Origin of the sequence: Sporolactobacillus mangiferae (assembly GCF_023336505.1) — a bacterium.
Taxonomy (GTDB): Bacteria; Bacillota; Bacilli; order Bacillales; family Sporolactobacillaceae; genus Sporolactobacillus; species Sporolactobacillus mangiferae.
Genome location: NZ_JAMAST010000001.1, coordinates 142,453 through 168,696 on the forward strand (window position 1 = coordinate 142,453; position 26,244 = coordinate 168,696).

The following is a 26,244-nucleotide window of genomic DNA, read 5'->3' on the forward strand; positions in this document are numbered from 1 at the left end:
ATCGTCCGTCCTTCCTTTACTGCATGACACGGCGGACGGAATAAATATCCGGGATCCGCTTGATTTTCTCAACAACGCGATACAGATGATCAATGTTCGTAATAGCAATCGTCATATGAATTGTGGCTACCTTATTCTTATCTGCACGGCCGGAAATGCCATTAATCGCTGTATGCGAATCCGAAACGCATTGAAGTACTTCATTAAGCAATCCGTTTCGATCATATCCGGTTATTTCAATATCAACATTATATTCCTTGGCCTTTGATTCATTGTTTTCCCACTCGACTTTCATCAGGCGCTGCTCTTCTTCATGAATAATATTCGGACAATCCACACGATGGATCGTGACGCCCCGGCCGCGCGTGATGTAGCCGACAATCGCATCGCCAGGCACAGGATTGCAGCATCGCGCAAGACGGACAAGCAGATTGTCTACACCTTTGACGCGTACGCCAAGCGACGTTTTTCGATGCGTATTCGTATTGGAACGATTCTCGTTTACCTGCTTGATCTTCTCATCTGCTTCGGATTCTTCTGAGTGCCTGTGCTCATCCTCAGTCAGGCGAGTCACTACCTGCTTTGCAGTAATTCCGTTATAGCCAATTGCCGCAAACAATTCATTTTCGTGGGAAAAGTTGAATTTTTTTGCAACAGCATTAATTTTTTCTTCACTCAGGTTATCTTTAAGGCTCAAATTCTGACTGCGGCATTCCTTCTCCAGCAATTCGCGGCCCTTGGCCACATTTTCCTGACGCTGCTGACGTTTAAACCATTGCCTGATTTTGTTTTTCACCGCCGAACTTTGAGCGATCTTGAGCCAGTCACGACTTGGGCCATAGGAGTGGTTGGAGGTCATCACCTCGACAATATCTCCCGTTTTCAGTTTGTAATCAAGCGGAACCATTTTCCCGTTTACACGTGCACCGACCGTCTTATGGCCGATTTCCGTATGAATACGATATGCAAAATCAATCGGCACCGATCCGACGGGAAGTTCAATCACGTCTCCCTTCGGGGTAAAGACAAAGACGGTGTCTGAAAACAAATCCATTTTCAGTGATTCCATGAATTCTTTTGCATCATCGGTCTCATTCTGATACTCAAGAATCTCGCGGAACCAGGTCAGCTTGTCTTCAAATTTATTGTTAATGTTTCGTGACTTTCCTTCTTTATATGCCCAGTGAGCGGCGATTCCGTATTCAGCAACATCATGCATTTCTTCGGTACGGATCTGTACTTCAAGCGGATCTCCCTTCGGTCCGATCACCGTTGTATGAAGTGATTGGTACATGTTTGCCTTAGGCATTGCTATATAGTCTTTAAAACGACCGGGCATCGGTTTCCAGTGTGTATGGATGATGCCCAGTATCGCATAGCAGTCCTTGATCGATTGCACAATAATTCGAACGGCAAATAAATCATAAATCTCATTGAATTGCTTATGCTGATTCACCATTTTGCGATAAATGCTGTATATATGCTTCGGACGTCCCGACACTTCCGCATCAATATGAACTGAACGGACATACTGTTTCACTTCATCAACAACCTGAGCGATATATGCCTCACGTTCATCACGCTTCTGTTTCATTAAGTTAACGATTTTGTAATACTGCTGCGTTTTCAGATAACGCAGCGATATGTCCTCAAGCTCCCATTTGATTGCTGAAATACCAAGCCGGTTGGCAAGTGGCGCGTAAATTTCCAGTGTCTCATTCGCCTTTTGAATTTGTTTTTCAGGACGCATATATTTCAGAGTGCGCATATTATGCAGACGGTCGGCCAGCTTTACGATCACACAGCGCAAGTCCCGCGCCATTGCGACAAACATTTTCCGGTGGTTCTCCGCCTGCTGATCTTCTTTTGACGTATATTCAAAATTTCTCAGTTTTGTAACACCGTCAACAAGCTCGGCAACACTGTCTCCGAATTCCTCACGAATGTCCTGAAGTGTAATCAGCGTGTCTTCAACGACATCATGAAGAAAACCGCTGATGATCGTCGTGACATCCATTTTTAAATTGACGAGGATGCCGGCCACCTCAATCGGATGCGTGATATAAGGTTCTCCCGATTTGCGGACTTGTCCCTTATGTGCCTGATCCGCAAACCTATAGGCCTTGCGGATGAGTTCTATGTCTTTTTCATCTAAATAAGTCGATGCTTTCCGGATCAGTTCTTCCATCGTCATTGTATGATCACCTGCAAGCCGGTCCCCACTTCCGCTGTCAAAATCAATCTTCGAAGATATTGAATTTAATTATTCAGATAAATATGAAACTATGAATAAACAAAAAAACTGAAGCCGGTACCAATGGTGCCGTTGACATGATCCTCGCTTTAAGAACATTATCAAAGAAACTGCGCTTATTGTAAAGAGTTTATGGTTATTCTTCCCATTCAGAGAAAAGGCAAACCTCATGGTCCAGACTTCCAGCGTGTTAGAAAACCTGGTTTTGCCAATCCTCTGGTAAAGGCAAAAACGCCGTCGCACTTAAAATGTAAATTCAAGAGTAAAAAAAGAGTGCCTTAACTCTGGCACTCCATACGCCTTTAATATTTAATCAAAGACAGAACGTCGTAATCTTTCAAAAGATCAGAACCGCCAAGCTCGGTTAATTCAATGAGAAAAGAAACGCCGACAATAACTCCGCCTAATTTCTTCACTAACTTAATTGTCGCTTCAATCGTACCGCCGGTCGCCAGTAAATCATCGGTCACAATGACGCGCTGCCCCGATCTGATCGAATCTTTATGAATACATAAAGTATCGATTCCGTATTCTTTTTCATAGGAAACTGTCTCTACTTCCCGTGGAAGTTTGCCGGGTTTGCGCACCGGAACAAAGCCGATCCCAAGCGAATAAGCAAGCGGACCGCCAATAACAAACCCGCGGGCCTCCGGGCCCACAACAACTTCAGCATTCTTATTTTTTGCAAAAGCAGCCATCTCGTCAATTGCCGAATGGTAGACAGGTCCTTCCTCCAATAGGGAAGTAATGTCTCTGAAATTGATACCGGCCGTTGGAAAGTCCAGAACCGATTTAATATATTTTGCGTAATCCATGCTTCGTTTCCGCTCCGTTCTTCAATGAATTCCTGTTTGTTCTCCTCCAAAACCAAAGTCCAATATGTATTAAAGGGTTTCCGCACTGGTTTTCATGTAACCGATGAGCCGCTGCTTCAGTTCGCCGACAGGAGAGTAGCATAAGGCTGCCTCCAGCTCACGCTGTGTTTTCTCCCTCCGGTACGTTTCAGATTCAGTCAGCGACGTTTTGGCTGCAGCAGGATTAATCGTTAAAAAACCCTTCTCTATTTTAACAAAACCAAGTTCAAAAAACACCTGCGTCATTAAAGAAATTAAGTGTTCGCTCCATCCTTTATATCCAGCAATTTGCCGAATCATGGTGCGCAGTTCGAAAGATTGCCGCTGACGGATCAGCGCGTAGTACCACACGAAATGCTCCCGTTCCGGAAAAACTGAGAAATAATGGTTTTGCGAATGATAAAAAATGCAGTAAAACCGGCTCAGGTGCTGATTTTCTGCCAGAAAATCAGCCATAATCTTCTCTTCACCAGGCAGATCCAGAAATGCCACTGCATCAGCGTGAATATTAGTGCCCGGTTCATAATGCTGCACGGATCCCTCTGCAAGGCGAAAATAAGTCTCTGTTTCTTGCTGAAAGGCAAGCATGGGAACGGATTCAGCCATAAGCGCTCTGATTCGATCCTGGAAGTCGTGCGCCGACCGCCAGTCATAGACCTGGATGCCGTCAACGCGAAGATCCCGAATAAATAACTGCACGCGTCTGAAGCCGTTCCATTCATTAATACCGAGTTCACAGGCCACTGAAATTTGGTCGCTCGGTGAAATTTGTGCCAATCGTTCACCCAAGCCGAATCCAATTGCATCCAGTGTTTGATTGTCGCCTTTTAAAGAAAGCTTTAAGTGCTTTTTGTCATTACCAACCGCACTGATTTTCGCAATCGGTGCCGGATTGACCTGCAGCAGCGGTCGTGGATTACTGGTACCATATGGTGCAAGCGCATTGAGCTCATCCATTAAATCAACCGAAAGCGCGTCAACCGAAACAGAACCGTCAATCATTAAGGTCGGGACAAGATCCTCAGGCTGAAGCATACGTTCCGCCGCTGCAGCAAAAGCCATGCGAAAATCATCAATTTCACTTTCCGCTACGGTCAGACCGGCAGCCATTTGATGTCCGCCAAATTGAAGCACATGTTCTGCACAATCCTTTAATCCCTGGTATAAGTTGAAACCTTCAATGCTGCGCCCTGACCCCTTTGCTGTGCCTGCACGTTCATCCACACTGAGAATGACAACCGGTCGGTAATATTTACCGACTATTTTGGAAGCAGCAATACCGATTACACCCTGGTTCCAGTTTTTCCCTGCCAAAACAAGTGCCTTATCTCCGCGATGTATATAATAGGCCGCCTGTTCATCTGCCTCTTTTGCAATTTGGTCGACAATGGACCGTCGTTCCTGATTCAGCGCATCAAGATGATCGGCTAATTGCGCTGCCTCGTCACTTGATTCTGTCAGCAGTAATTCAAGTGCCGCCCGCGCATCATCCAGTCTTCCGGCAGCATTGATTCGTGGAGCCAGCTGAAAACCGATCACATCGCTGTCAACGTTTCCCCCGCCTGAAGTTTTCGTTTTCAACGCATCGATACCCGGGAGCGAGCCTTCGTTTATTTTTTTCAAACCGCGATAGGCAATCAGCCGATTCTCATCAACCAACGGTACCAGGTCGGCAATCGTTCCAATGGCTGCGAGCGCAATCCAGTCCTCTTCAAAAGAATCCCTAGGACAAAGCGCCTGAGCAAGCTTCAGCGCGATACCTGCCCCGGATAACCCCTTGAATGGATATGAACAGTCCGTCTGTTTCGGATTAACAATGATCGAGGCATCCGGCAGATGCTCCGGTGGTTCATGATGGTCGGTAATAATGTAGTCAATACCCATTCTTGCAGCGCACTCAGCTGCGTCATGTGCCGCGATCCCTGAATCAACAGTAATGATCAAAGAAATGCCATCTTTTTTGGCCTGTTCGACAGCTGCTGCGTTCGGACCGTATCCGTTTTTAAAGCGATTGGGAATATACGTTGTCACAGAGGCCCCCATCACGTTCAGAGTCCGCGCCAGAATGGCCGTCGATGTCACACCGTCCGCATCATAATCACCAAAAATTCGAATATGCTCCTCATTTTCCACTGCTTTGTGAATCCGGGCAACCGCTTCGGGCATGCCTTTCATTTTCATAGAATCATAGAATGTTAATAAACGGCAATCCATGAAACGCTTTGCGTCCTCAGCCTGCTCAAAGCCTCTGGCAACCAGCAGATGTGCCGTGGTTGCAGAAATATGCAGCGACTGACACAGTCGCTGCACTTTTTCATCATCTGTTTTTTTTACTTTCCAGTAATATTCTGGTTTCAACATCCGTCTTTGCGCCTCCCTAAAATTGCCGGTTCCTCGCTCAGCCGGATTGTTTTATTTTTTCGACCTGCGTGCGCTGCGTGTTTCACTGTTTTGCGGTTCTTCGCCACTGGCTGCAATGTTCAACCGGTCAGAGTCCTCAGGATGCAGTTCAATCATTCGGTCCACTTCGCGTTCCAGTTTACCGATGCGGCGCCGCTGCCTATAGATGGATGGATAGGTGAAAGAACCGATCAGCAAAGCACCGATGATAAGCGAACTGATAATGATGAGAATAAGCGGCAACCGGACTACACCGAAGAGATAGCTGAATCCAACGGTTTCCACATTTGCTATGGAAAACAGAACGACGATTAAGATAAAAATCAAAACGAGAAGTATTCTCCATTGCTTCGTCATCTGTCAGCACCTCCAATTAGTTAGCCTTGAGTCGTCTGCAGAGTTCTTTTTTGCTTTCGTTTTTCAAGATAACGGACCTTCAGTACTGCCCACAGAGGACAGGCGATGCAGATTGAAGAATAGACACCACAGATCAGACCGACAAACAGAGCAATCGTAAAGGTCCGAATTGATTCACTACCGAAAATCAGCAGCAGCACAACTGGAATCAAAACGGTCAGCACAGTATTTAGCGAACGTGTCAGCGTTTCGCGAATGCTCAGATTCACAATAAATCCGAATTCCTCAATCGTTGACAAGCGTTTTCTGCTCAGCTTGATATTTTCGCGTACTCGGTCAAAGGTTACAATCGTGTCATTGATCGAGTAACCGACGATCGTCAATATCGCTGAAATAAACAGAATATCGACTTCAATGTGCAAAAGGCTGAAAACCGTAACAATAAAGAACGCATCATGAATCAACGCCAGGACTGCAGTCAATCCCTGAAGAAATTCAAACCGAATCCACACGTAAATGATGATAAAAATTGACGCCAGCGCAAGGGCAAGCAGCCCGTTCTTTGCAAGATCCCGGCCGACCTGCGGCGATACCGTGCTGACATTCGGTTCTACACCGAATTGATCTTTTATCTTGCTTTTAATTTCAGCAATCTGATGCTGGTTCAATTCCTGATTAATCCGCACGGTTGCGATATTATTATGAGTCCCCGACAATACCGGGCGCTCAGGCGTGTAACCCATCACACGAAAAGCCTGATCCACCTTTTCTACTGAAATCGCCTGCTTACTTTGCACATCAACACGTGTGCCGCTTGAAAAATCAATGCCCAGATTCAATCTGAAGACAAAAAGCGATAGGATACCAATGATGATCAAAGCAATCGAAATAGCAAAGAATATATTTCGATGCTTCATAAAATCGAAGCGATCATAAAATTTATTGTAATGCTTATAGTTCATTTTTTCATTCATTTCCACGGATATCACTCCTTCGAACGCCAAACAGCCATGGATGATCGTTTAACGCGCGGCTGTGGACCAGAAGACCGAGCAGCAGACGTGCACCGTATACAGAGGTTATAAATGTAACAATATTACTGATCAGCAGCATGACGGCAAATCCTTTAACCGCACTGACACCAAGCACAAACAGCACGGCTGCCGCAATAATCGTCGTCATGTTCGCATCGACAACTGTAGGCAATGCCCGGTGGTTTCCCGCTTTAAAGGCGGAAAGCACCGATTTTCCGCTGCGCAGTTCATCTTTAATTCGTTCAAGCGTAATGATATTGGCATCGACTGCCATGCCGACGCCAAGAATCATCGCAGCAATCCCGGGCAGTGTGAGCACTGCCTGCAAACCAACGAAAACCGCCATAACGGCCGCCACATAAATAACCAGAGTGATGTCCGCAATTAAGCCGCCTAAACGATAGAAGAAAATCATAAACAACATAATGGCGGCGACCGCAAGCGCACCTGCATAAATTGTTTCCTTCATCGAATCCTGCCCAAACTGCGCGCCGACCGATGTCGAATATTTTTCAACAAGTCGTACAGGTAGCGAACCGGAATTCAGAAGATCTTTCAGCGTGGTGGCTTCTTTGGTTGTGAAGCTGCCGCTTATCTCAACATCCGATGTGTTTAATTCCTGCTGCACAGTCGGAGCGGAAATAAACTTATGATCGGTTTTCTTTGCTTCTTTGGCAAAGGAATCGCCCTTACTGTAGTCCATCCAAATGACCAGTACGTTATTCGGATAGTAACCTGCAATTTTTTTGGTCACATTGGCAAATTTCTTAGGATCCTTCAGCTGCAGCGTGACCATTGGCTTGTTCATTTCATCGTATGCTACTTTGGCTTTCCCCGGTTTCAGATCCGTTCCGTCCATCATCAGCCGGTCCTTGTAATCGCGAAATTCCAGTTTTGCCGTTGTTGAAAGCAATTGACGTGCCTGCTTTTCATTTTTGACCCCCGGCAACTGAACGCGGATTCGATGACCATTTTCGATCGATATGTTTGGTTCGCTTACCCCAAGCACATTGATACGTTTATTGATTGCCGCTACTGCGTTGCTCATTGCCGCCTGATCAATTTTCTGACCTGACTTCAGCGGTTCAACCTGATAGAGCACCTCGAAACCGCCCTTCAAGTCAAGTCCAAGATTCACTTTATGTATGATAGGATTAACCGCAAAACCTATGATGACCCCCAGCACAATTATAAGTGCAAAAAAGGAAAAAATCGGTCCTTTTTTAACCATTATCCAAGTCTGCTCCCTTCTCTTAATGCAGCTTTCGCGCAAAGCGAAAGCATGTCCCTGCAGCCGTTCGTTATCCGAGGAATGTACTGTCCATTTCATTTGCACCGCTTTTAAACAGATCAACACGCAATTTGTCCATGTAATCGTTTACCGTCAGTGCCATGACAGCAGCCACCACTTCATGCAGTCGACCCGGCCTGTCCTCTTTCTTTTTTTCTAAAGAAGCTTTCACAAATTGCCAGAATTCATCCATTTTCAAGTGATTCAGACCAAGCAAATGAAATTCATCTAATTTGCTATCCAAAAACGGCTTAATAATCGGCCGCCACTTTTCCAGATCGTTGCTATACAATTCATCCGGCATTTCGATTCCTCCCATAAAGCTTATAATAGCATATTTGTGAACGAATACGAAACACAAAATCAAGTACTCGACTTTTTTCCTGGTATCGTTAAAACTCAGCCACTGTTTTTCGAGCTCATTTTTCGCCAGTCCGCCCAAAAACACTGTGAATACTCGTTTCCGCCTCTAACATGATGTGATAATACGATCCCTCTTAAGTTTTCATTCACTGCCGAAGAAGCACAAACTGCTTGTCATGCTTGGACCCCTTTCATGCATATACTTCACTATGGCCGCGGAACCATCCACCGTCATGGCTACGACTAAACAGTGAAGGGGGGCCGATTATGACACGACAATCTTTTTTAAAGGGTTCTTTTATATTAATGACTGCCGGATTGATCACCCGGATACTAGGTATGATTAATGGCATGGTTCTGGCACGGGTAATCGGCGACGAAGGGGTCGGTCTGTTCATGATGGCTTTCCCTGCGATGCTCCTTGTGGTCACGCTGACTGAACTCGGTTTGCCAGTCGCCATCTCCAAACTCATTGCGGAAGCTCAGACATTCGGCAACTATCGAAAGATTAAGCTCATCCTTGTCTGGTCGCTTTCTATTGTCGGTTTGGTCAGTGTTGTACTGACCACGACCATGCTTCTGGTCATTCCTTTGTCAGCAAAATATCTGTTTGCCGACACGCGTGTCGTTTACCCTTTACTCGCCATTACACCCGTGATTCCGATCGTTGCAGTCAGTTCTGTTATTCGCGGCTATTTCCAAGGGATCCGTAATATGAAGCCCTACGCGTATTCAGGAATTGTCGAACAGGTTGTCCGCATTTCTCTTGTCGCAACTCTTGCGAACTTATTAATGCCCTACGGTGTTGCCTATGCAGCTGCAGGAGCAATGGTTGCCGGTTCTGCCGGAGAATGCGCCTCACTGCTTTATATGCTTTACATTTTTAAACACGATGAAGGAATCAAGTTAAAAGGACCGCGAAGGCGGTCACTTAAAGGAACGCGCGAAATTTTTCGGGATCTTCTTCGTATTGGTTTACCGACCATGGGAAGCAGGCTGATCGGTTCGTTAAGTAACTTTCTTGAACCGATGATTGCTTCCCATGCACTTGTCATTGCGGGTTTTTCAATCGCGGAATCGACGAAGCTGTACGGACAACTGACAGGGTATGCGATGACACTGCTGCTTCTGCCTAGTTTTATTACTCATGCACTTCATGTATCACTAGTCCCCGCTGCCAGCGAAGCCTATGCAAGGAAGTCATACAAAATGATTCATTATCGATTGAATCAGGCGCTGCGCATTGCCATGCTAACCGGCGGGCTCTCCGTTATTGTTACTTATTCATTTGCTGAACCTCTAATGGACATTATTTATGACGCGCCGGAAGCCTCGCAGTTTCTTCATATAATGGCACCTTTTTTTCTCATTTTTTATTTTCAGGCACCGATGCATGCCGTTCTTCAGGCGGTTGATAAGGCAAAAGCTGCAATGTATAACACGCTGATCGGAGCGATCATCAAAAATATTCTGCTTTTTATTCTGACCTGCAGCCCGGAGTTTGGTATTAAAGGCACTGCGCTCGCAATTTGCATCAACGTCGTCCTCGTCACAATGCTCCATGCTGCAGTTATGTTTCATGCAATCGGCTTTTCACTGATTATCCGTGATTATATCCGCACACTGATATTAATTCTGTTTACAGCATTTATCGCGCGCCTGTTGATTCAGCATGCCTTCATCACGCTGGCGCTGCTGCCCAGAACAATGGCTCTGATTGCCGTCATCACTGCTTTTTATACAGTTCTCGCCTCTTTCCTTGGTCTGCTGCAAAAAGAACAGCTGAGTCAGCTTCCGATGATTGGAAAATGGTTCAGCTAATCTCAGTGCATAAATTGATTGAGATCCATATAAAAGTTGCCAAGTGCATCAATTGTTAAATAATTGACCTGACGAATGTTCCGATAACCGAATTTTCTTAATTCCCGCCTGAGCCAGAATTGTGTTTTTCCAATCCGTGCCAGATTATCGTTTCGCACCTTTCCTTTTTCAATCAGTGCTAACCCGGATCTAGGCATGTACACTTCTTTTTCTGTCTCCTTTTTCTTCGCTTGTTTCACATAGTGAGGCAGAGGCTCATAAGACGAGCCGTGGGAAATAAAATGATCTATCCAGAGGCGGGATCGATCAATCAGGATAAGCAGCATAAGCGGTACGAGGATAGGCAGCAGCGGTTTTTCAGGCATAAGTACCGCAGCAGTTGCAAGAGCCGACGATGAAAGAAGCAGGACAAGATCTGCACCCGTCTGCTCAGAGAGCTTTGCGCGCATCACTTTTCTAAAGCCAAGCATCACAAGCAATACAAGACATATCGTCCGAACAACCGATGTTTCCATTCTGCTCCCCCACTCCAGGTTCCTGACGTTCTCCTGTTATTATGAGCAAAGCTGATGATTTCATGAATCAAACAGGTGTCATGAATTCAGGATTGTACGAATAAAATGGACTATCCAATCGTTCAAATGGCCGCTGGGCCATGGCGGTTACTGCCCAAAATACTGTTCGGAGGTGTCATATATGTCACGAAACTGGCTGAGTGCAGTCACTTATGGAATGACTGCCGCAATTGTCATTGTACTGGCTTCTGCTCTTCTGCTTGCTTCACTGCTGCGATTTACTTCGTTCGCCGAATCGAATGGATCTATACTGCCAATTGTCATATCTCTGGTTGCGCTTTTTATCGGCGGCGTCATCGCCGGATCAAAAACAAAAGAAAAAGGGCTGTTGATCGGCGCAATCACCGGTCTTGCTTATTGCTTGTTCAGCCTGTTTTTTCAATATCTCGGCCTTGATCAGGCTCCCGGCCTCAATCAGTACCTGTTTTTCATTGCCAATATTGCATCTGCTTCGCTTGGAGGTGCGATTGGCGTTAATCTCTTTGCAGCGGCAAGGCACTAGAATGATGGTGACTGATTTGGTATTTACAGGATGAAAAGACGTTTTCCATCCCTTTTCCCGGAAGAGATGCCGGATAATAACTTGCCTTTTTGCAGACAAGCAGGGTATGTATTGGATCATCTGAGATCAGCAAGGAGCAACGCCATGAGTCTTTCTGTTCCTTACAGCATGAACAAAGCGGCCGTTTTATCGGCCGCTTTGTTTGAATCATTATTTTTTTTCGTTTTCTTCTGCAACGGCAGGTTCAGGCACATTTGTTTTTTTCAGAACACCGCGGATGGCATTACGTTCAAATGTCAGCTTACTTCCACCTGCACGAAGCACAACTGTCTGATCATCAATTGCATCAACCGTACCTTGAAGACCGCCAACCGTTACAACCTTGTCGCCCTTTGCCAGCGCAGCCTGCATTTCTCTTGTTTCCTTAGACCTTTTCTGCTGCGGACGAATAAGCAAGAAATAGAAAATCACAACGAAGATAAGTAACGGCAAAAACTGCATGAGACTACTCAATGAACTTCTTCCCTTCTATACACTAAAAATTTTTCGCATCCGGTTTGTTAAAACCATAAGCTTCAAAGAATTCCTCTCTGAAATCGAGCAACCGATCTTCTTTGATTGCAGATCGGACACGCTTCATTAATTTTATCAGAAAATAAAGGTTATGATAAGTAGTTAACCGAAATCCAAATGTTTCGTTTGCTTTTACAAGATGTCGAATATAAGCACGTGAATAGTTCTGGCATACCTTGCAATCACACGATGCATCAATTGGGCCGAAATCATGGGCATACTTTGCATTGCGGATCACCAGCCGTCCGTGTTCGGTCATGCAGGTTCCGTTACGGGCAATCCGGGTCGGCAGAACGCAGTCAAACATATCAATACCACGAATCGCCCCGTCAATGAGTGAATCAGGTGAACCAACGCCCATTAAATAGCGCGGCTTGTCTGACGGAAGCATCGGAGTCGTATAGCTAAGCATCTCATTCATGGTGTCCTTCGGTTCGCCAACTGATAAACCACCAATTGCGTAACCGGGAAAATCAAGCGATGTCAAAGCTTCTGCAGACTGTTTACGCAGTTCCCTGTATCCTCCGCCCTGAACAATCCCAAACAAAGCCTGACGCTCTGGATTGATGTTTGCGGCCAGGCAGCGTTCCGCCCAACGACTTGTCCGCTCAACTGAGGTTTTCATATAGTCGAAATCTGAATCAAACGGTGGACATTCGTCAAATGCCATCATAATGTCTGACCCAAGCGCATTCTGGATCGCAATAGATTTCTCGGGAGATAAAAATAATTTTTCTCCATTTAAATGATTACGAAAGTGAACGCCTTCTTCGGAAATGTCTCGCAATTTACTTAAGCTGAATACCTGAAATCCACCAGAATCGGTCAAAATCCCCTGATCCCAGTTCATAAACCGATGCAGGCCGCCCGCTTCCTCAACAATGGCCTCACCGGGACGAAGCCAGAGGTGGTACGTATTGCTCAATATCACACCCGCACCCATTTCTTTGAGTTCTTCAGGACTCATTGTTTTTACAGTGGCCTGTGTCCCAACCGGCATAAACATCGGCGTCTCGAACGTTCCGTGCGGTGTGTGCAGTCTGCCGAAACGTGCACCGGTATGCTTATCCGTCTTAATTAATTCATAAGTGACTGCAGGTTTCATAAACGATTAATTCCTTCCTCAATAAACATAGCGTCGCCAAAACTGAAAAAACGATACCTGTTTTTCACAGCTTCGCGATATGCTTTCAAAACGAAGTCACGTCCGGCAAACGCGCTGACCAGCATAATCAGCGTCGACTTGGGCAGATGAAAATTGGTAATCATTCCATCGATGGCACGATATTTGAATCCTGGATAGATAAAAATATCTGTCCATCCGGATGCCTCCTGAAACATTCCGTCATATTTGGCTGCAATCGTCTCCAAAGTCCGGATAACCGTAGTCCCGCAGGCAATAATACGATTGCCTGCAGTACGTGCCCTGGTCAGCTGTTTTGCTGCCTGAGCAGACATCTGATAGAACTCCGAATGCATCGTATGCTCCTCAATCTTATCCACTTTGACCGGACGGAAAGTTCCGAGTCCGACATGTAACGTGATAAATACAAGATGAATGCCCTTCTTTTCAATCTGAGCAAGCAGTTCTTTTGTGAAATGCAGACCGGCAGTCGGAGCGGCAGCAGAACCGCGGTGTTTTGCATAAACTGTCTGATACAAATTCGGGTCATCCAGCTGTTCCTTTATGTACGGCGGAAGTGGCATTTTGCCAAGTGTATCCAATACTTCATAAAAAATTCCTTTATAGCTGAATGTAACGATACGCCTGCCTTCATCCAATTCTTCCGTACACTCGCCAATGAGCAGCCCATCACCAAACGAAATTCGTGCACCTTGATGCACTCTTTTCGCAGGTTTGGCAAGGCACTCCCAAGAATCTCCCTCTTTTTGCTTCAGCAGCAGCAGCTCAATTTTGGCACCGGTCTCTTCCTTGTGACCAATCAGACGTGCGGGCAGAACTTTTGTGTCATTAAGTACCAGGCAGTCACCGGGATTTAAATAGTCAATAATTTCGCTGAACGTGTGATGTGCGATCCGGTCTTTATTCGGATTCAGTACCATTAATCGTGAAGCAGCACGATCTTTAAGCGGTGTCTGTGCAATCAGTTCTTCGGGCAATTCGTAATCAAAATCTGAAACATCCATATGCGCACTCTCTTTCATACCTATATCTAAACTTCAAATGTTAGAAAACTTACTTTCGCCAATGTGGACTGGGGCGAAGTTTAAACGCTTTTACAAACAGTCTAGTCTCACTGCACAGCTCCGACATCACGGATAAGCTTCTCCGTCGTGTAGCACCCAGTTTTCATCCTGCGAAAATAAGTCGGAAAGCCATCAGCAAGGTTAACAGCGACCACTGCATAGAGCAATATCCATTCACATTTAATTAAAAAAACGCCTGATCAAATACAGAATCAGAGACAAAACAACACTGATCATGATGCATGTAACCACTGGAAAAACGAAAGTTACATGACCCTTTTTGAAGATAAAATCTCCAGGCAGACGTCCGATCAGCGGCCAGCAAAGCCCCACCAGGAACATAACGATGCCCAAAGTCATTAGAAGTTTGCCGAAATCGCCCATCAGTTACGATCTCCTCGTTCCAAATGGAAATGTTTGTATGCCTGATCAGTAACGATACGTCCGCGTGGTGTCCGCTGTATAAAACCGATTTGCAGCAGATAAGGTTCATGTACATCCTCAATGGTGTGGCGTTCTTCACCGATTGCCGCCGCAAGTGTGTCCAGCCCCACTGGTCCACCGTGAAATTGACTAATCATTCCTGTCAGTAACTGGTGATCAATATGATCCAGACCAACTTCATCAACATGCAGACGGCGAAGAGCATCCCGAGCTGTTTTTCGGTCAATAACACCGTTGCTTTCAACCTGAGCAAAATCCCGGATCCGTTTCAGCAGCCGATTGGCTACTCGCGGCGTGCCGCGCGACCGGCGTGCAATTTCAAAGCATGCATCTTCCTCTATATCCGTGTGCAATACAGAAGCCGTTCTTTTTATAATCAGCGACAATTCTTCTGGACTGTAAAACTGGAGACGACTAATCACTCCGAAACGATCCCGAAGCGGAGGCGATAAATATCCGGCACGAGTTGTGGCACCCACAAGTGTGAAGGGCGGCAGACTAATCCGCACGGAATGCGCCGTTTCATCCTTTCCAATGACAATGTCCATACAAAAATCTTCCATTGCCGGGTACAGTATTTCTTCCACGTGTCGGGGAAGCCGATGAATTTCATCAATAAACAGCACATCACCGGGTTCGAGAGAAGAGAGAACCGCGGCAAGATCACCCGGGCGTTCCAGTGCAGGACCGGACGTTGTGCGTATTCCTGCATTCATTTCTGTTGCGATAATCATGGACAGTGTTGTTTTACCAAGGCCCGGCGGACCGTAAAGCAATACGTGGTCAAGCGGTTCGTGACGTGCCTTCGCCGCAGCAATGAAGACTTTCAGATTCTGTTTAATCGATTCCTGACCGATATAATGATCAAGGCTGGCAGGACGTATGGACTGTTCCAGTCCCTGATCTTCCAGTGTTGAATCACTGGACAGCAAATGATCTTCTTCCATACCCCTCCTCCTTTACACCTTCGACAGCCGTTTCAATGCTTCTTTAACATAGTTTTCAGCACTCAGATCCTGCTTCTTCAGTTGAGGCAGTATTTTTCTCAATTCACGCTCAGAATAGCCAAGCATAGACAGAACATCCAATGCTTCAGACAAGGCATGCTCGATCCGAACTTTCGTATCATCTGCCTCACCAGCAGTGGGATGCACAGAAAATTCCTGCAGTTTTCCTTTTAAATCAAGAACGATTTGTCCTGCCGTTTTACGACCAATGCCCGGAAAGCGGGTCAGATAGTTGACGTTCTCTGTTTCAATGGCTCTGATCACTTCATCCGGATCGCCTGCAGCAAGGATAGCCAGTGCATTTTTCGGACCAATGCCCGATACAGAGAGCAGCCGAACAAACAGCTCCCGTTCTTCCCGCGTCTGAAAACCATATAAAATATTTGCGTCTTCACGAACGTACTGATAAAGATATACTTTTGTTTCTTGATTGATCTGGGGCTGGTAGCTGAATGGATTCGGGCAAATAATTCGATAACCGATTCCACTCTGCTCAATAACAATTCCGCCACCGGATAAATAAGTCAGTATTCCTTGGATATAATCAAACACATTGATAGCTCCCTATCCGTTCGTTTCTAAATTTATGCCTTTGTTTATCATAGCATATGGCGCTCATTAGTCCCAATTAAAATCAATCTGTCGATAAAGACGTACATGCGTATAGAAAGTTAGAAAACTTGCCTTCGCCAGGCCTCTGGCGAAGGCAAAGCCGCGGTCGCACTTATACTATAATCCGCTTAATTTTAAACTTTCTTATAGTATAAAAAAGGGACACTCGTTCTGAATGTCCCTCTCTCCAACACATAAAGCACGAATTTATGCTTCTTCAAGGTTGCTGTAAATATCTTGAACGTCGTCGTTATCTTCCAGCATCTGAAGCAAGGTTTCCATTTTTTCCAAATCAGCGCCTGTCAGTGCAGTTTTTGTGGTTGGTATCATGACCACTTCAGCCCGGTCAATCTCATAATTTTTCACTTCCAGATGTTTGCGAACATCTTCGAACGCTTCGGGCGCAGTCACAATAACATACCGGTCATCTTCCGTATTCATGTCGTCTGCACCCGCCTCAACGGCATCCATCATTACCGTATCTTCATCCAGGCCCTCTTTTTTCTCAATTTCAATAATGCCTTGTTTATTAAACAAAAAAGCGACACTGCCTGATTCACCCAGATTTCCGCCTGCCTTCGTAAATGCATGGCGAATATCCGATGCCGAACGGTTCCGATTATCCGTTAAGACATCAACCATTACGGCAACGCCGCCAGGACCATAGCCTTCATAAGTTATTTCTTCATAAGTGACACCGTCCAGGTCTCCGGTCGCTTTTTTTATTGCCCTGGAAATATTGTCATTGGGCATGTTGGCGGCCTTCGCTTTTTCGATGGCATGACGTAATCCGGCATTCATCGTCGGATCTCCGCCCCCATGGCGTGCTTCCAGGAAAATATCCTTAGACAGTCTCATAAAAATTTTCCCGCGTGCAGCATCCATCGCATTCTTTTTATGTTGAATATTATTCCATTTTGAATGTCCAGACATCGTCTTTCTCCTCCCAAACTGTTGCGGCTCAATCAGGTTGCCAATAAACAGAATTCAACAGGAACATAATTTCTTGTCCGTCTTCATCCCGTTCAGCTCGTGCCGCTGAAAATGTTCCGTTCCCATTATAACCATTTTTTATACCGAAAAAAAGAGCAAAGGCATAAGCCCTCGCTCTATTCATTTCAGAGTTTTATTTGCTGTTGTTTTGAAACGGACGTTTTACCGCATTTGCAAGGTCGTTGATGATACCGACAACGTCTGAACGGACTTCCTGTGTCGCTTTACCCGCATTAATTGGCGTTTCCGCAGCTGTGATTCGTTTAACATAACGGTTATCGGTGGATACTAATACTTCACGATTACCAGCAAGCGGAAGTACAGACAGACGAATTTTTTTCCTTAGGTTGGCACGGTCCGTCTGTCCTTTATCTGGAACCGCACCGATAGCAACACTGTTTCCGGTTACCAAAACATGCGCCTTGTCTACACCGTCGACAGAAGCAGCACGATCAGCAATTCGTTTAGCCAGCTTCCTCTGATCTTTGTCACTTACCTGATTGATCTGATTCGTATTCGCATTGTTGTCATTCAGGTTGGTGTAGTCCGGCACATTCGGATTTGTATTATTGGTCCGATATGTGACATCTCTGGGTGCGTTCGGACGCTGGTAGGCAGCGTTATTCGGCCCCGCCTGACATCCGGCTAGCAGAGCGCTTAATGAAAGCACTGTACCCAACTTAATCATTGCTTTTTTCAAGATTTTCTCCCCCTTTCGCACTTTATCATGTGTGAAGGGAGCTTTTTTTACGCTTATGAATTTTTACCGTTATTTTGGCAGAATTTAGATAAGTGTACAGCCATTATTTATTGCTTCGTTTTTGAAGAAGGTGACTGCGGCTGATAAACTGGTGCCGATACATTCGGCATTGCCCAGTATGGCAATGGCTGCGGATGAGGCGGCTGATTACCTCCATAGTAACCCGGGGCTGACATCCCGCCATAGGGTAAAGGTGATACCGGTCCGCCGCAGTTGCAAGGCTTTTTAGGTTGCGCTTTCGAAGACGGATACGCATATGGATTGCCGCCCAATGTTCCATAATCTAATGGAGACAACTTGCTTGTACCGGTCGGAGACGTCTGTGGCATGATCGGTTTCTTTGGCGCACCCGTAATTTGCTGATTCATCCACGGCGCTTTCGTGTTATTCTGTGCATGATTGCCACTGACAAACGCTTTATCGAGTGTCACATTTTTTTGACTGATCGGATATTGTGGTTGCGGGCCGTTCCATGGCTGCAGCTGCGGACTTTGTTTATTTGCTTTTCCAGCTTGTGCCGGATAGTACACAGGGTTCTTCCATGTATTTCCGACAGTTGTATTCGGATAATAAGGATTGGAGCCATTTCCCTGTGCCGGACTCACCACATGACCTGTGTTCGGGCTCTGCGTTACCGGACTCACCACGTTCCCCGTGTTTGGGCTCTGCGCCGCAGGACTCACCGCATGACCCATGTTTGGACCTTGTGTTACCGGACTCACCACGTTCCCCGTGTTTGGGCTCTGCGCCGCAGGGCTCACCGCAGGACCCATGTTTGGACCTTGTGTTGCCGGACTCACCACGTTCCCCATGTTTGGGCTCTGCGCCGCAGGACTGATCGCATGACCCATGTTTGGACCTTGTGTTGCCGGACTCACCACGTTCCCCATGTTTGGACCTTGTGACACGGGGCTCACCACATGACCTGTGTTTGGGCCCTGTACTGCTCCATTTCCAAGATTCGAGCCACTTTGTACAGCCGCATTGAAAGGATTGCCAAAGCTGCCCATTGGATAATAAGAGGTCGCATTTCCGCTCTGTACTGGACCGCCGGTTTCCGGGCTGACCGCGGCTGGCGAAGAAAAATCAGGGTAAGACCCGAGCCCTTCCGGTGTCCAATTATTTTGCGGATGTTTTGGGTATAGAATTTGTGAATAATCAGTTGTTGCTTCATTATCTGACTGGCTTTGCGCTCCCGAGAGATTTGGTTTTGGTTTTGGCTTTGCCGGCGCTTCTGGTGACGGAGCAGCTGGCTGCGGTACTTGCTGGGCTGGTTGCTGCTGAGTAGCAGCGTGGTGTACTGCTTCCGAACGTTCATTGGATGATACCGCCGCCCGTTTGATCGGTTGTTTTCCAATCGCTACTCTCACCTTCATCCCCTGAGCAAGCGATCCTTCGGTTAAATTTGTATTCATCTTCCTGAATTCGTCAATAGTCATGCCGTGTTTATGGGCGATCTTCTCCAAAGTATCGCCCTTTTGGACAACATATAATTTCACGGTTTCCCATCCCTCCTGTGAAAGTCATTATATGTATATGGCTGTTCTGGGCGTTTTGCCACTCTTCCCCGGGGAAACTTGTGAAAATGGTGTCCTTATTTTGAACGTACATAATCTAACAATGCACAGAAGCATTATTTTGTTTTATACTTAATATTGCGAGAAGAAAAGCCGGGCATAACACGCCCCTGCTTCCGCAGGATACGATGGTCAAGACATGTTTTATTGATCTGATTCAGAACAAAACGATGCATAGTGAAAACGTGTTTTCAAGGGTTAACAAAACCTGTCCTGTAAAACGAACAATGGAGTGTACGATTTAATGGTGCAAAAGAAGCGAAAGTCAGCCGAGGAACGTCGAACAATCATCCTGGATCTGTTAAAATCAGCCGACGACCCGATTAAAGGAAATGATTTAGCAGAAAAAATGCAAGTGAGCCGGCAAGTGATTGTCCAGGATATTTCTCTGCTCAAAGCGGCCGGAAAACCCATTATTGCCACTTCTCAAGGCTATCTTTTACTGCAGAAGCCACACGCCCACTCAATTACCAAAATGGTCGCCTGCAATCATACGATCTCCGAGACTGAAGATGAACTGACACGAATTGTAAAATGTGGCGTGACTGTCCTTAACGTAACGGTTGAGCATCCACTCTATGGTGAAATTACCCGTTCATTAATGATCCGTAATTTAAATGATGTGCAGCACTTCATTGATAACCTGGAAAAATCCGGAGCGTCCCTGCTCTCATCATTGACTGGTGGCGTACATCTTCACGAACTTGAAGCTGACTCGTCTGAGAAACTTGATCGAGCAACGGCTTCATTAAAAGAGGCAGGCTATCTGCTCTAGCCTGCCTCTTTAATCTGTATATTCGAATTCAAAATCCATAACACGGACTGTATCACCGTCCCTGACGCCTTTTTTGCGAAGTGCGTCATCAATGCCCATTCCACGTAACTGTCTTGCAAAGCGCCGTACGGCCTCGTCAAATTGAAAATTAGTCATTTTAAATAATTGTTCGACCTTTGGACCCGATACATTATAAATACCATCTGCATCTCTTGTGATGACAAAAGGTGGTTCGTCTTTATCAAATGCAAATACCGCTTTTTCTTCTGCTTCTTCCGCCTGCTTAACCGGAAATTCAGGTGTTTCCAGTATCAGGTTATAGACTGCAGTGATCATCGACTGCAGTCCTGATTTCACTAACGATGAAATCGGGAAAATCTGAATGTCTGGATCCATTTTCTTCTTGAAAGCTTCAAGATTTTTTTCAGCGTCTGGCATGTCCATTTTTGATGCGGCAACAATCTGCGGACGCTCAAGCAGACGCAGCTGATAACTTTTCAGTTCTTCGTTAATTTTGACAAAGTCATCATACGGGTCTCTGCCTTCACTTCCCGACATATCAACAACATGTATAATGACCCGTGTCCGTTCGATATGGCGTAAAAACTGATAGCCAAGTCCCGCACCACTGCTCGCGCCCTCGATCAGTCCCGGAAGGTCGGCAAGAACAAAACTTCTTCCTTCATCTACAGAGACCACACCCAGATTCGGCGCCAGCGTTGTAAAATGATATTCGGCGATTTTCGGTTTTGCTGAAGTAACAACTGAGAGCAGCGTTGATTTTCCGACACTTGGAAATCCGACAAGTCCTGCATCAGCGAGCAGCTTCAATTCCAGTTGAACTTCTTTCTCTTCGCCTGGTGCTCCGTTTTCGGATATATAGGGCGCAGGGTTGGCCGGCGTTGAAAAACGGGTGTTTCCGCGACCGCCGCGACCCCCGGCAGCAATGATTGCACGCTGCTTGTTTTCGGTCAGATCCGCAATCAATTGACCGGTTTCTCTGTCTCTGACGACCGTTCCAGGCGGTACCTGGACAACAAGTGGCGGTGCACTTTTTCCGTGCTGGTTTTTCGTACGCCCATTCTCGCCTTTCTGTCCTTTAAAATGACGTTTGTAACGGAAATCCATAAGTGTCCTTAGCCCTTCATTTACTTCAAAAATCACGTCGGCACCTTTGCCACCGTCACCTCCGGCAGGGCCGCCGTCTGGCACATATTTTTCACGTCTGAAGGCGACCATTCCATTTCCACCATCGCCGCCTTTAACGAATACATTCACTTGATCGACAAACATATCGTCCACCTCACTTCTTTTAAACACTCTGCCCCAACCCATAGTGTTTAATCCGTTGATTATAATAATACGTGTCCCTGCTGCAGACGGTCTGCTGTTTCCTGCTAAAGCCGGACATAACAAGACAAAAAAGGCGGCAGATGCTCTTTTTTGCTCACGCAAAAACCATCTGCCGCCTCAGTTCATTGCATAAAATCGCTTATTACGCTTCTTTTACAGCTTCTACCGGGTAAACACTGACTCTCTTACGGTTGTGACCAAATTTTTCAAACTTAACCACACCATCGGCCTTTGCGTACAATGTATCATCACCGCCGCGACCAACATTGGTACCCGGATAGATTTTCGTTCCGCGCTGGCGGTACAGAATCGATCCGCTCGTCACCGTTTGCCCGTCTGCTCTTTTAGCACCAAGACGTTTTGCGATGGAGTCACGACCATTCTTTGTACTACCAACACCTTTTTTCGATGAGAAAAATTGAAGATCTAATTTCAGCATGCTCTAAGCACCTCCTCAATCATTAATTCTTATATATTGCCCATAGGATTTTTCAATGGTACGCATTGAGACAAGCATTGCCTCCAAGATCAATTGAGCACGCTCAAGATCAGCTTTTGGCGAACACCCGGAAATGCTGCATTCAAGATAGCCGCCGTCCCTGGCCTGCTGCACATTCATGCTCAGACCAGCAAGCGATTCAACAGCATTAATGGCTCCAAATGCAACAGCCGATACTGCTGCACAGACGAGATCCTGACCGTGTGGTCCGCTGTCTGCATGACCGCTCATTTTAAAAGCAGCAATTTTCCCCTGACGGTCACGCTGAACAGTCAGTACAACCACAGAAAATCATCCTCACGCATTGATCTTTTCAATCACAAGTTTCGTGAAAGGCTGTCTGTGACCTTGTTTACGGCGATAGTTCTTTCTTTTCTTGAACTTGAAGACGATAATTTTCTTATCGCGCCCCTGTTCAACAACCTTCGCCGTTACACTTGCTCCTTCCACTGTCGGAGCGCCGACTTTAACGTCTTCGCCGCCGACAAAAAGGACTTTGTCAAAAGTCACTGTGTCACCGGTTTCCGCAGCAAGCTTTTCAACAACGATCGACTTTCCTTCTTCAACCTTCAGCTGTTTGCCGCCGGTTTCAATAATTGCATACATCCTTGATGCACCTCCTTTAAGATCATAGCCGGAAAAAATTTCCAGGCTCTGTCATTCTCAGACTCGCCGGAGAAAGGCTGCCCGTCTAAGAAGGGGCATTAAGAGCCAGTTCCGAGCGGTTGGAGCGAGATGCTCCTAAGCCTCAAAACAACACAATAACGTGGTTTATCTTAGCATAGTGGGCCTGCGAATGTCAATAATCATACTTTTCCTTTCAATTGTGCATAAGTGCGCAGCCCGGAGCGCACGCGCGTTCTGGTCAGCTCGACCAGACCAATCCGGGTAAACCCGTACACACGCACACTGCACGGATCCGGACTGACCGCACGTTTCAGCTCCTGCAGCAATCGTGTACGACTTTGCTCTTTTTCCATACGAAGAAAATCAATAACAATCAATCCGCCGATTTGCCGCAGCCTCAGTTGCTTTGCAATTTCCCTGGCCGCGTGGCAGTTAATTTCCAGTGCAGTGTGTTCCCGATCCCTGGCAAATGCTGCGCTGCCCGAATTGACATCAATCGCCGTCAGTGCATCGGTATATTCAATCATTAATGAAGCACCATCTGTTATCGGCACAAATGGCTTCAATGCATTTTTATACTCCATTTCAATTTTTCGTTTAAGAAAAAGTTCCTCTTCCGGCTGATAAATAAACTCTGTGTTTGGCGGAAGATCTTCTTTACGGACCGGAAAATTAGCGATGACTGTGCAGTTTGATGGAAAACGGTTTTCATTCAATAGTGCCATGGCAAAAGAAAATTGTCTGAAAATACGTGTTTTCCCTTGATGATTATCGCTGTGCGACAGAATGGACAGCCATTTTTTTCGGAGTACGTCAAATTCTTCATGAAGACTGTTGTATGAGCATCCTTCCGCCTGTGTACGGACAATCGCTCCATCTCCTGAAGTGCACCACTCCATCACCGTTTTTTTTAAGCGTTCACACTGATCTGACGAAATGCGGCGTGATACCGTGACATAATGATTGAGCGGCAGATAGATCAGCAGTCTGCCCTTGATCTGCACTTGGTCGGTTAATTCGGGAACTTTTGCTTCCCTTCGTTCCTTAGTAACCTGCACCAGCAATCGTTCACCGGCCACCGGCGGCCGATTGCCACACTTTGAGTGCGGCAGAAATCCGCTCCGACCACCGCCAAGATCGATAAAACAGCCAATCTGTTCAAATCGATTTTTAAGCACCCGTCCGATGTAGATGTCACCCACTCGAGCATCATCTGAATTTGGCTGAAAGTAAAAGGATACGACAGTTCCGTTTTCCAGAAAAGCAGCGCGAATGCCGTCCGCTTCTTGCTCCAACACCAATGTTGTCTGAGACACCATTCATCCCCCGCATTCAGCATCATTATCGCAAATACCGACCATAATCGCAACCGAATCAAAATCAGCGACAATCCCCTATTGTTGTCCCTGCACAGCGTCCGCTAAGATATTGACTGGCAAGCTCGTTTCCATCAATGCCGGAATTGTTGATGCCGTCAATATGAATACGATGCTCGGCATTCCGATAGTACATCGCAAACACCTGAGGAAGCGGTGCATCCCTGGAAACAATCAGTCGCTTCAAACGCATGGGTCTGCCGCGATGAACGGAAACGGCAATTAAAAAGCGCATAAAACGGAAAGGGAGCACGCGCCATTCTTTATAGATGGCCAGCATAATGAAAGCAAGAATAATCCAAAGATTAATGGAGAAAGGAAAATGCCAAAGTGCCAGTCCACTGAAAAGCAGCAATGCGCCAAATGAAAAAGCAAGTATTCGTTTGCAGGCTTGCTTAAAAGGATAAGCAATTTCCAGCATCAGATCAACCAGCCGTCCGCCATCCAGAGGCCAGACCGGCAGAAGATTAAAAAGCAGCAGCGCACTGTTTTGTGCTAAGAAAATCGCATGTTGATTTTCTCCCCAGAACGGGAAACGAAGCATCGCATAGGAAAGCAGCGGCAACCACAGGTTTTGCAGCGGTCCGGCAATGATGACGACACACTCCTGATAAAATGGATAGATTTCGCGCTCATTAAATTTTGCGACTCCACCAAACGGAAGCAATTCGATTTCATTAATCTTCCAGTGAAACAATTGGGCTGCCGCCGCGTGACCCAGTTCATGAACGAAAACGATGAAAAAGGCAATAGCTGTATCCCATAAATGACCGGTTAACGTGCCAGCAGCGATCACCAGCCAGAAAACCGGATGAATACGCACACAGCGCAGCAGACTAATCAAAGGACATCACCTGAATAGGGTCGATAAACTTTTCTCCTTTTTTCAACGCGAAATAAAAAGTTCCTTTTTTATCTTTTCCCGAGGTAATACCGATTTTTTGTCCTTTTTTCACCTCCTGATATACTTTGACATTCGCTTTATCCAATTTGCCGTACCAGGACTCATCGCTGTCTTTATGCTGGATGACCACCGTCTCGCCGATCCCCTTTTTTTCGCCAACGAAAACAACGAGTCCGTCTTTTACGGCTTTAACCTCGGAATGGGTAGATGTTTCAACGGTTACCCCTTTGGTTTCGCTGCTGTAAGGAGATTTAACTTGTCCCACCACAGGTTCAGTGAATGAGGAAGACTGTGAACCGGTCCCATTCTTAACAAGTTGCTCATCGGATGCTTTCGTTGCTTTCTGATCGTTGAAACCTGGTAAAAATCCAATCGGATCACCCAAATGCTGCTGATACCAGTCAGAAACCGTTGCAAATTGAAATTCTTGTGTCATTGCCGTATCTATGGATGTTTTGATTTTTCGCAGTTGACTGTTTTCATTTTCATTTATCCAATACACAGCACCTACAAGGAGGGCAGACATCACGCACTGAATCATGAAGCGGCGCAGATGATGGTTTGAAGGTCTGACTTGTTCGTCCGTATCTTCCCAGTATGGCCGTGTATGTTGATGTAAAGTGCCCATTCCGTCATCCGAATATGATTTTAACGGTGTTTGCAGATTGATCAACCTTTGCCTTTTTCTCTGCTCATGTCTGCGTCTGTAGTCCATATAGTTCTTCATGGCCGACTTCCTTTCTGCCTTGTCCATCTTATGCATTGAACCGGTTGGTCCATTGACAGCAATTTGCCATTCTCAATAAGATTTTTATGCAGTAGTCAGGCCGTTTATGAATGGTGGACGCATAAACAGCAGCACATATGATTTAGTAAATTATGAATATTAGAAAACTTGGTTTTGTCAAACCTCTGGCAAAGGCAAAAACGTCGCACTTATACTATGTTCCTTAAAATTTATGTACTTTCTTATAGTATAAGAAAAACTAGGCTAAGCCTAGTCTTACTTCCGGTGGCTTTCGTGTTTTTACGGTACTGAATCGGCGCTTCAGCTGCTCGCTTGCCGTGGGCAGTTCAGGAGCCTC

At 46.0% G+C, this 26,244-nt stretch carries 25 protein-coding genes, 1 pseudogene and 1 other annotated feature; of the genes and pseudogenes, 3 read left to right on the top strand and 23 right to left on the bottom strand.

The window, feature by feature from the left end; all coding sequences use genetic code 11:
* Nucleotides 1–16: 16 nt before the first annotated feature.
* The 6 genes and pseudogenes from M3N64_RS00770 to M3N64_RS00795 form a co-directional block, all read right to left on the bottom strand.
* Entirely contained in the window at nt 17–2,194 is a 2,178-nt protein-coding gene (locus tag M3N64_RS00770) for a RelA/SpoT family protein (protein WP_249095331.1), read from the bottom strand.
* A 362-nt stretch (nt 2,195–2,556) separates the two neighbouring features.
* Nucleotides 2,557–3,069 carry an adenine phosphoribosyltransferase gene (locus M3N64_RS00775; RefSeq protein WP_249095334.1) on the bottom strand — a complete coding sequence of 171 codons (513 nt, stop codon included), beginning with the start codon at nt 3,067–3,069 and terminating at the stop codon, nt 2,557–2,559.
* 69 nt (nt 3,070–3,138) lie between these two features.
* Nucleotides 3,139–5,469 (bottom strand): single-stranded-DNA-specific exonuclease RecJ, encoded by a 2,331-nt coding sequence (gene recJ, locus M3N64_RS00780; protein ID WP_249095337.1) that lies wholly within the window; start codon nt 5,467–5,469, stop codon nt 3,139–3,141.
* A gap of 51 nt (nt 5,470–5,520) precedes the next feature.
* A complete protein-coding gene (locus tag M3N64_RS00785; protein ID WP_249095342.1) occupies nt 5,521–5,865 on the bottom strand; it encodes a lipopolysaccharide assembly protein LapA domain-containing protein in 345 nt (114 codons plus the stop codon).
* Between the two features lie 20 nt (nt 5,866–5,885).
* Nucleotides 5,886–8,130, bottom strand: a pseudogene (gene secD, locus M3N64_RS00790) (protein translocase subunit SecD).
* 70 nt (nt 8,131–8,200) lie between these two features.
* Entirely contained in the window at nt 8,201–8,494 is a 294-nt protein-coding gene (locus tag M3N64_RS00795; protein WP_249095344.1) for a post-transcriptional regulator, read from the bottom strand.
* A gap of 326 nt (nt 8,495–8,820) precedes the next feature.
* On the opposite strand from M3N64_RS00795, the gene spoVB reads away from it, so the two are divergent.
* Complete coding sequence (gene spoVB / locus M3N64_RS00800; RefSeq protein ID WP_249095376.1) at nt 8,821–10,374, top strand: stage V sporulation protein B; 1,554 nt, start codon at nt 8,821–8,823, stop codon at nt 10,372–10,374.
* A gap of 2 nt (nt 10,375–10,376) precedes the next feature.
* Here spoVB and M3N64_RS00805 read toward each other — a convergent pair whose 3' ends face one another.
* A complete protein-coding gene (locus M3N64_RS00805; protein WP_249095378.1) occupies nt 10,377–10,889 on the bottom strand; it encodes a YetF domain-containing protein in 513 nt (170 codons plus the stop codon).
* A gap of 181 nt (nt 10,890–11,070) precedes the next feature.
* Between M3N64_RS00805 and M3N64_RS00810 the strand changes: the two genes are divergently transcribed.
* Nucleotides 11,071–11,451 carry a TIGR04086 family membrane protein gene (locus M3N64_RS00810; RefSeq protein WP_249095381.1) on the top strand — a complete coding sequence of 127 codons (381 nt, stop codon included), beginning with the start codon at nt 11,071–11,073 and terminating at the stop codon, nt 11,449–11,451.
* A gap of 210 nt (nt 11,452–11,661) precedes the next feature.
* On the opposite strand, the gene yajC is transcribed toward M3N64_RS00810, so the two are convergent.
* The 9 genes from yajC to M3N64_RS00855 all read right to left on the bottom strand — a co-directional run bounded on the left by yajC (nt 11,662) and on the right by M3N64_RS00855 (nt 19,547).
* Nucleotides 11,662–11,952 carry a preprotein translocase subunit YajC gene (gene yajC / locus M3N64_RS00815; RefSeq protein WP_438270985.1) on the bottom strand — a complete coding sequence of 97 codons (291 nt, stop codon included), beginning with the start codon at nt 11,950–11,952 and terminating at the stop codon, nt 11,662–11,664.
* 34 nt (nt 11,953–11,986) lie between these two features.
* Nucleotides 11,987–13,129, bottom strand: coding sequence for a tRNA guanosine(34) transglycosylase Tgt (tgt, locus tag M3N64_RS00820; protein WP_249095421.1), 1,143 nt, complete (start codon nt 13,127–13,129; stop codon nt 11,987–11,989).
* Nucleotides 13,126–14,172, bottom strand: coding sequence for a tRNA preQ1(34) S-adenosylmethionine ribosyltransferase-isomerase QueA (gene queA, locus M3N64_RS00825; protein WP_249095448.1), 1,047 nt, complete (start codon nt 14,170–14,172; stop codon nt 13,126–13,128). The genes tgt and queA overlap by 4 nt, the downstream gene beginning before the upstream one ends.
* A gap of 240 nt (nt 14,173–14,412) precedes the next feature.
* Nucleotides 14,413–14,616: a DUF2905 domain-containing protein gene (locus tag M3N64_RS00830; protein ID WP_249095451.1), complete on the bottom strand. Its 204-nt coding sequence runs from the start codon at nt 14,614–14,616 to the stop codon at nt 14,413–14,415.
* Nucleotides 14,616–15,623, bottom strand: a complete 1,008-nt coding sequence (gene ruvB, locus M3N64_RS00835; protein ID WP_249095481.1) for a Holliday junction branch migration DNA helicase RuvB — start codon at nt 15,621–15,623, stop codon at nt 14,616–14,618. The genes M3N64_RS00830 and ruvB overlap by 1 nt, the downstream gene beginning before the upstream one ends.
* A 12-nt stretch (nt 15,624–15,635) precedes the next feature.
* Nucleotides 15,636–16,235 carry a Holliday junction branch migration protein RuvA gene (gene ruvA, locus M3N64_RS00840; RefSeq protein ID WP_249095498.1) on the bottom strand — a complete coding sequence of 200 codons (600 nt, stop codon included), beginning with the start codon at nt 16,233–16,235 and terminating at the stop codon, nt 15,636–15,638.
* Nucleotides 16,236–16,502: 267 nt separating this feature from the next.
* Entirely contained in the window at nt 16,503–17,228 is a 726-nt protein-coding gene (locus M3N64_RS00845) for a YebC/PmpR family DNA-binding transcriptional regulator (RefSeq protein WP_249095502.1), read from the bottom strand.
* 193 nt (nt 17,229–17,421) lie between these two features.
* Entirely contained in the window at nt 17,422–17,988 is a 567-nt protein-coding gene (locus tag M3N64_RS00850) for a YhcN/YlaJ family sporulation lipoprotein (protein WP_249095505.1), read from the bottom strand.
* Between the two features lie 107 nt (nt 17,989–18,095).
* Nucleotides 18,096–19,547 (bottom strand): LysM peptidoglycan-binding domain-containing protein, encoded by a 1,452-nt coding sequence (locus tag M3N64_RS00855; protein ID WP_249095533.1) that lies wholly within the window; start codon nt 19,545–19,547, stop codon nt 18,096–18,098.
* A 322-nt stretch (nt 19,548–19,869) separates the two neighbouring features.
* Here M3N64_RS00855 and M3N64_RS00860 point away from each other — a divergent pair, with 322 nt between their 5' ends.
* Nucleotides 19,870–20,400: a transcription repressor NadR gene (locus M3N64_RS00860; protein ID WP_249095536.1), complete on the top strand. Its 531-nt coding sequence runs from the start codon at nt 19,870–19,872 to the stop codon at nt 20,398–20,400.
* Between the two features lie 9 nt (nt 20,401–20,409).
* On the opposite strand, the gene obgE is transcribed toward M3N64_RS00860, so the two are convergent.
* The 7 genes from obgE to M3N64_RS00895 all read right to left on the bottom strand — a co-directional run bounded on the left by obgE (nt 20,410) and on the right by M3N64_RS00895 (nt 25,886).
* Nucleotides 20,410–21,693 carry a GTPase ObgE gene (gene obgE, locus M3N64_RS00865; RefSeq protein WP_249096836.1) on the bottom strand — a complete coding sequence of 428 codons (1,284 nt, stop codon included), beginning with the start codon at nt 21,691–21,693 and terminating at the stop codon, nt 20,410–20,412.
* 202 nt (nt 21,694–21,895) lie between these two features.
* Complete coding sequence (rpmA, locus tag M3N64_RS00870; RefSeq protein WP_249095552.1) at nt 21,896–22,192, bottom strand: 50S ribosomal protein L27; 297 nt, start codon at nt 22,190–22,192, stop codon at nt 21,896–21,898.
* Between the two features lie 15 nt (nt 22,193–22,207).
* Nucleotides 22,208–22,537 carry a ribosomal-processing cysteine protease Prp gene (locus tag M3N64_RS00875; protein WP_249095556.1) on the bottom strand — a complete coding sequence of 110 codons (330 nt, stop codon included), beginning with the start codon at nt 22,535–22,537 and terminating at the stop codon, nt 22,208–22,210.
* A 12-nt stretch (nt 22,538–22,549) separates the two neighbouring features.
* Nucleotides 22,550–22,858 carry a 50S ribosomal protein L21 gene (gene rplU / locus M3N64_RS00880; RefSeq protein WP_249095559.1) on the bottom strand — a complete coding sequence of 103 codons (309 nt, stop codon included), beginning with the start codon at nt 22,856–22,858 and terminating at the stop codon, nt 22,550–22,552.
* 49 nt (nt 22,859–22,907) lie between these two features.
* Nucleotides 22,908–22,989 (bottom strand) — a sequence feature (ribosomal protein L21 leader region).
* A gap of 69 nt (nt 22,990–23,058) precedes the next feature.
* The gene (locus M3N64_RS00885; protein ID WP_249095577.1) at nt 23,059–24,195 is read right to left on the bottom strand and encodes a ribonuclease E/G; all 1,137 of its coding nucleotides are present in this window, start codon (nt 24,193–24,195) and stop codon (nt 23,059–23,061) included.
* Between the two features lie 64 nt (nt 24,196–24,259).
* The gene (locus tag M3N64_RS00890; RefSeq protein ID WP_249095581.1) at nt 24,260–25,099 is read right to left on the bottom strand and encodes a site-2 protease family protein; all 840 of its coding nucleotides are present in this window, start codon (nt 25,097–25,099) and stop codon (nt 24,260–24,262) included.
* Entirely contained in the window at nt 25,092–25,886 is a 795-nt protein-coding gene (locus M3N64_RS00895; protein WP_249095584.1) for a M23 family metallopeptidase, read from the bottom strand. Before M3N64_RS00895 ends, M3N64_RS00890 begins: the two co-directional genes overlap by 8 nt.
* Nucleotides 25,887–26,244 lie beyond the last annotated feature (358 nt).

What these genes read in the sequence shown, in the direction of transcription:
- M3N64_RS00770 (WP_249095331.1), bottom strand. Translation starts at nt 2,194, where the DNA reads ATGACGATGGAAGAACTGATCCGGAAAGCATCGACTTATTTAGATGAA.
- M3N64_RS00775 (WP_249095334.1), bottom strand. Translation starts at nt 3,069, where the DNA reads ATGGATTACGCAAAATATATTAAATCGGTTCTGGACTTTCCAACGGCC.
- recJ (WP_249095337.1), bottom strand. Translation starts at nt 5,469, where the DNA reads ATGTTGAAACCAGAATATTACTGGAAAGTAAAAAAAACAGATGATGAA.
- M3N64_RS00785 (WP_249095342.1), bottom strand. Translation starts at nt 5,865, where the DNA reads ATGACGAAGCAATGGAGAATACTTCTCGTTTTGATTTTTATCTTAATC.
- M3N64_RS00795 (WP_249095344.1), bottom strand. Translation starts at nt 8,494, where the DNA reads ATGCCGGATGAATTGTATAGCAACGATCTGGAAAAGTGGCGGCCGATT.
- spoVB (WP_249095376.1), top strand. Translation starts at nt 8,821, where the DNA reads ATGACACGACAATCTTTTTTAAAGGGTTCTTTTATATTAATGACTGCC.
- M3N64_RS00805 (WP_249095378.1), bottom strand. Translation starts at nt 10,889, where the DNA reads ATGGAAACATCGGTTGTTCGGACGATATGTCTTGTATTGCTTGTGATG.
- M3N64_RS00810 (WP_249095381.1), top strand. Translation starts at nt 11,071, where the DNA reads ATGTCACGAAACTGGCTGAGTGCAGTCACTTATGGAATGACTGCCGCA.
- yajC (WP_438270985.1), bottom strand. Translation starts at nt 11,952, where the DNA reads ATGCAGTTTTTGCCGTTACTTATCTTCGTTGTGATTTTCTATTTCTTG.
- tgt (WP_249095421.1), bottom strand. Translation starts at nt 13,129, where the DNA reads ATGAAACCTGCAGTCACTTATGAATTAATTAAGACGGATAAGCATACC.
- queA (WP_249095448.1), bottom strand. Translation starts at nt 14,172, where the DNA reads ATGGATGTTTCAGATTTTGATTACGAATTGCCCGAAGAACTGATTGCA.
- M3N64_RS00830 (WP_249095451.1), bottom strand. Translation starts at nt 14,616, where the DNA reads ATGGGCGATTTCGGCAAACTTCTAATGACTTTGGGCATCGTTATGTTC.
- ruvB (WP_249095481.1), bottom strand. Translation starts at nt 15,623, where the DNA reads ATGGAAGAAGATCATTTGCTGTCCAGTGATTCAACACTGGAAGATCAG.
- M3N64_RS00845 (WP_249095502.1), bottom strand. Translation starts at nt 17,228, where the DNA reads ATGTCTGGACATTCAAAATGGAATAATATTCAACATAAAAAGAATGCG.
- M3N64_RS00860 (WP_249095536.1), top strand. Translation starts at nt 19,870, where the DNA reads ATGGTGCAAAAGAAGCGAAAGTCAGCCGAGGAACGTCGAACAATCATC.
- obgE (WP_249096836.1), bottom strand. Translation starts at nt 21,693, where the DNA reads ATGTTTGTCGATCAAGTGAATGTATTCGTTAAAGGCGGCGATGGTGGA.
- rpmA (WP_249095552.1), bottom strand. Translation starts at nt 22,192, where the DNA reads ATGCTGAAATTAGATCTTCAATTTTTCTCATCGAAAAAAGGTGTTGGT.
- rplU (WP_249095559.1), bottom strand. Translation starts at nt 22,858, where the DNA reads ATGTATGCAATTATTGAAACCGGCGGCAAACAGCTGAAGGTTGAAGAA.
- M3N64_RS00895 (WP_249095584.1), bottom strand. Translation starts at nt 25,886, where the DNA reads ATGAAGAACTATATGGACTACAGACGCAGACATGAGCAGAGAAAAAGG.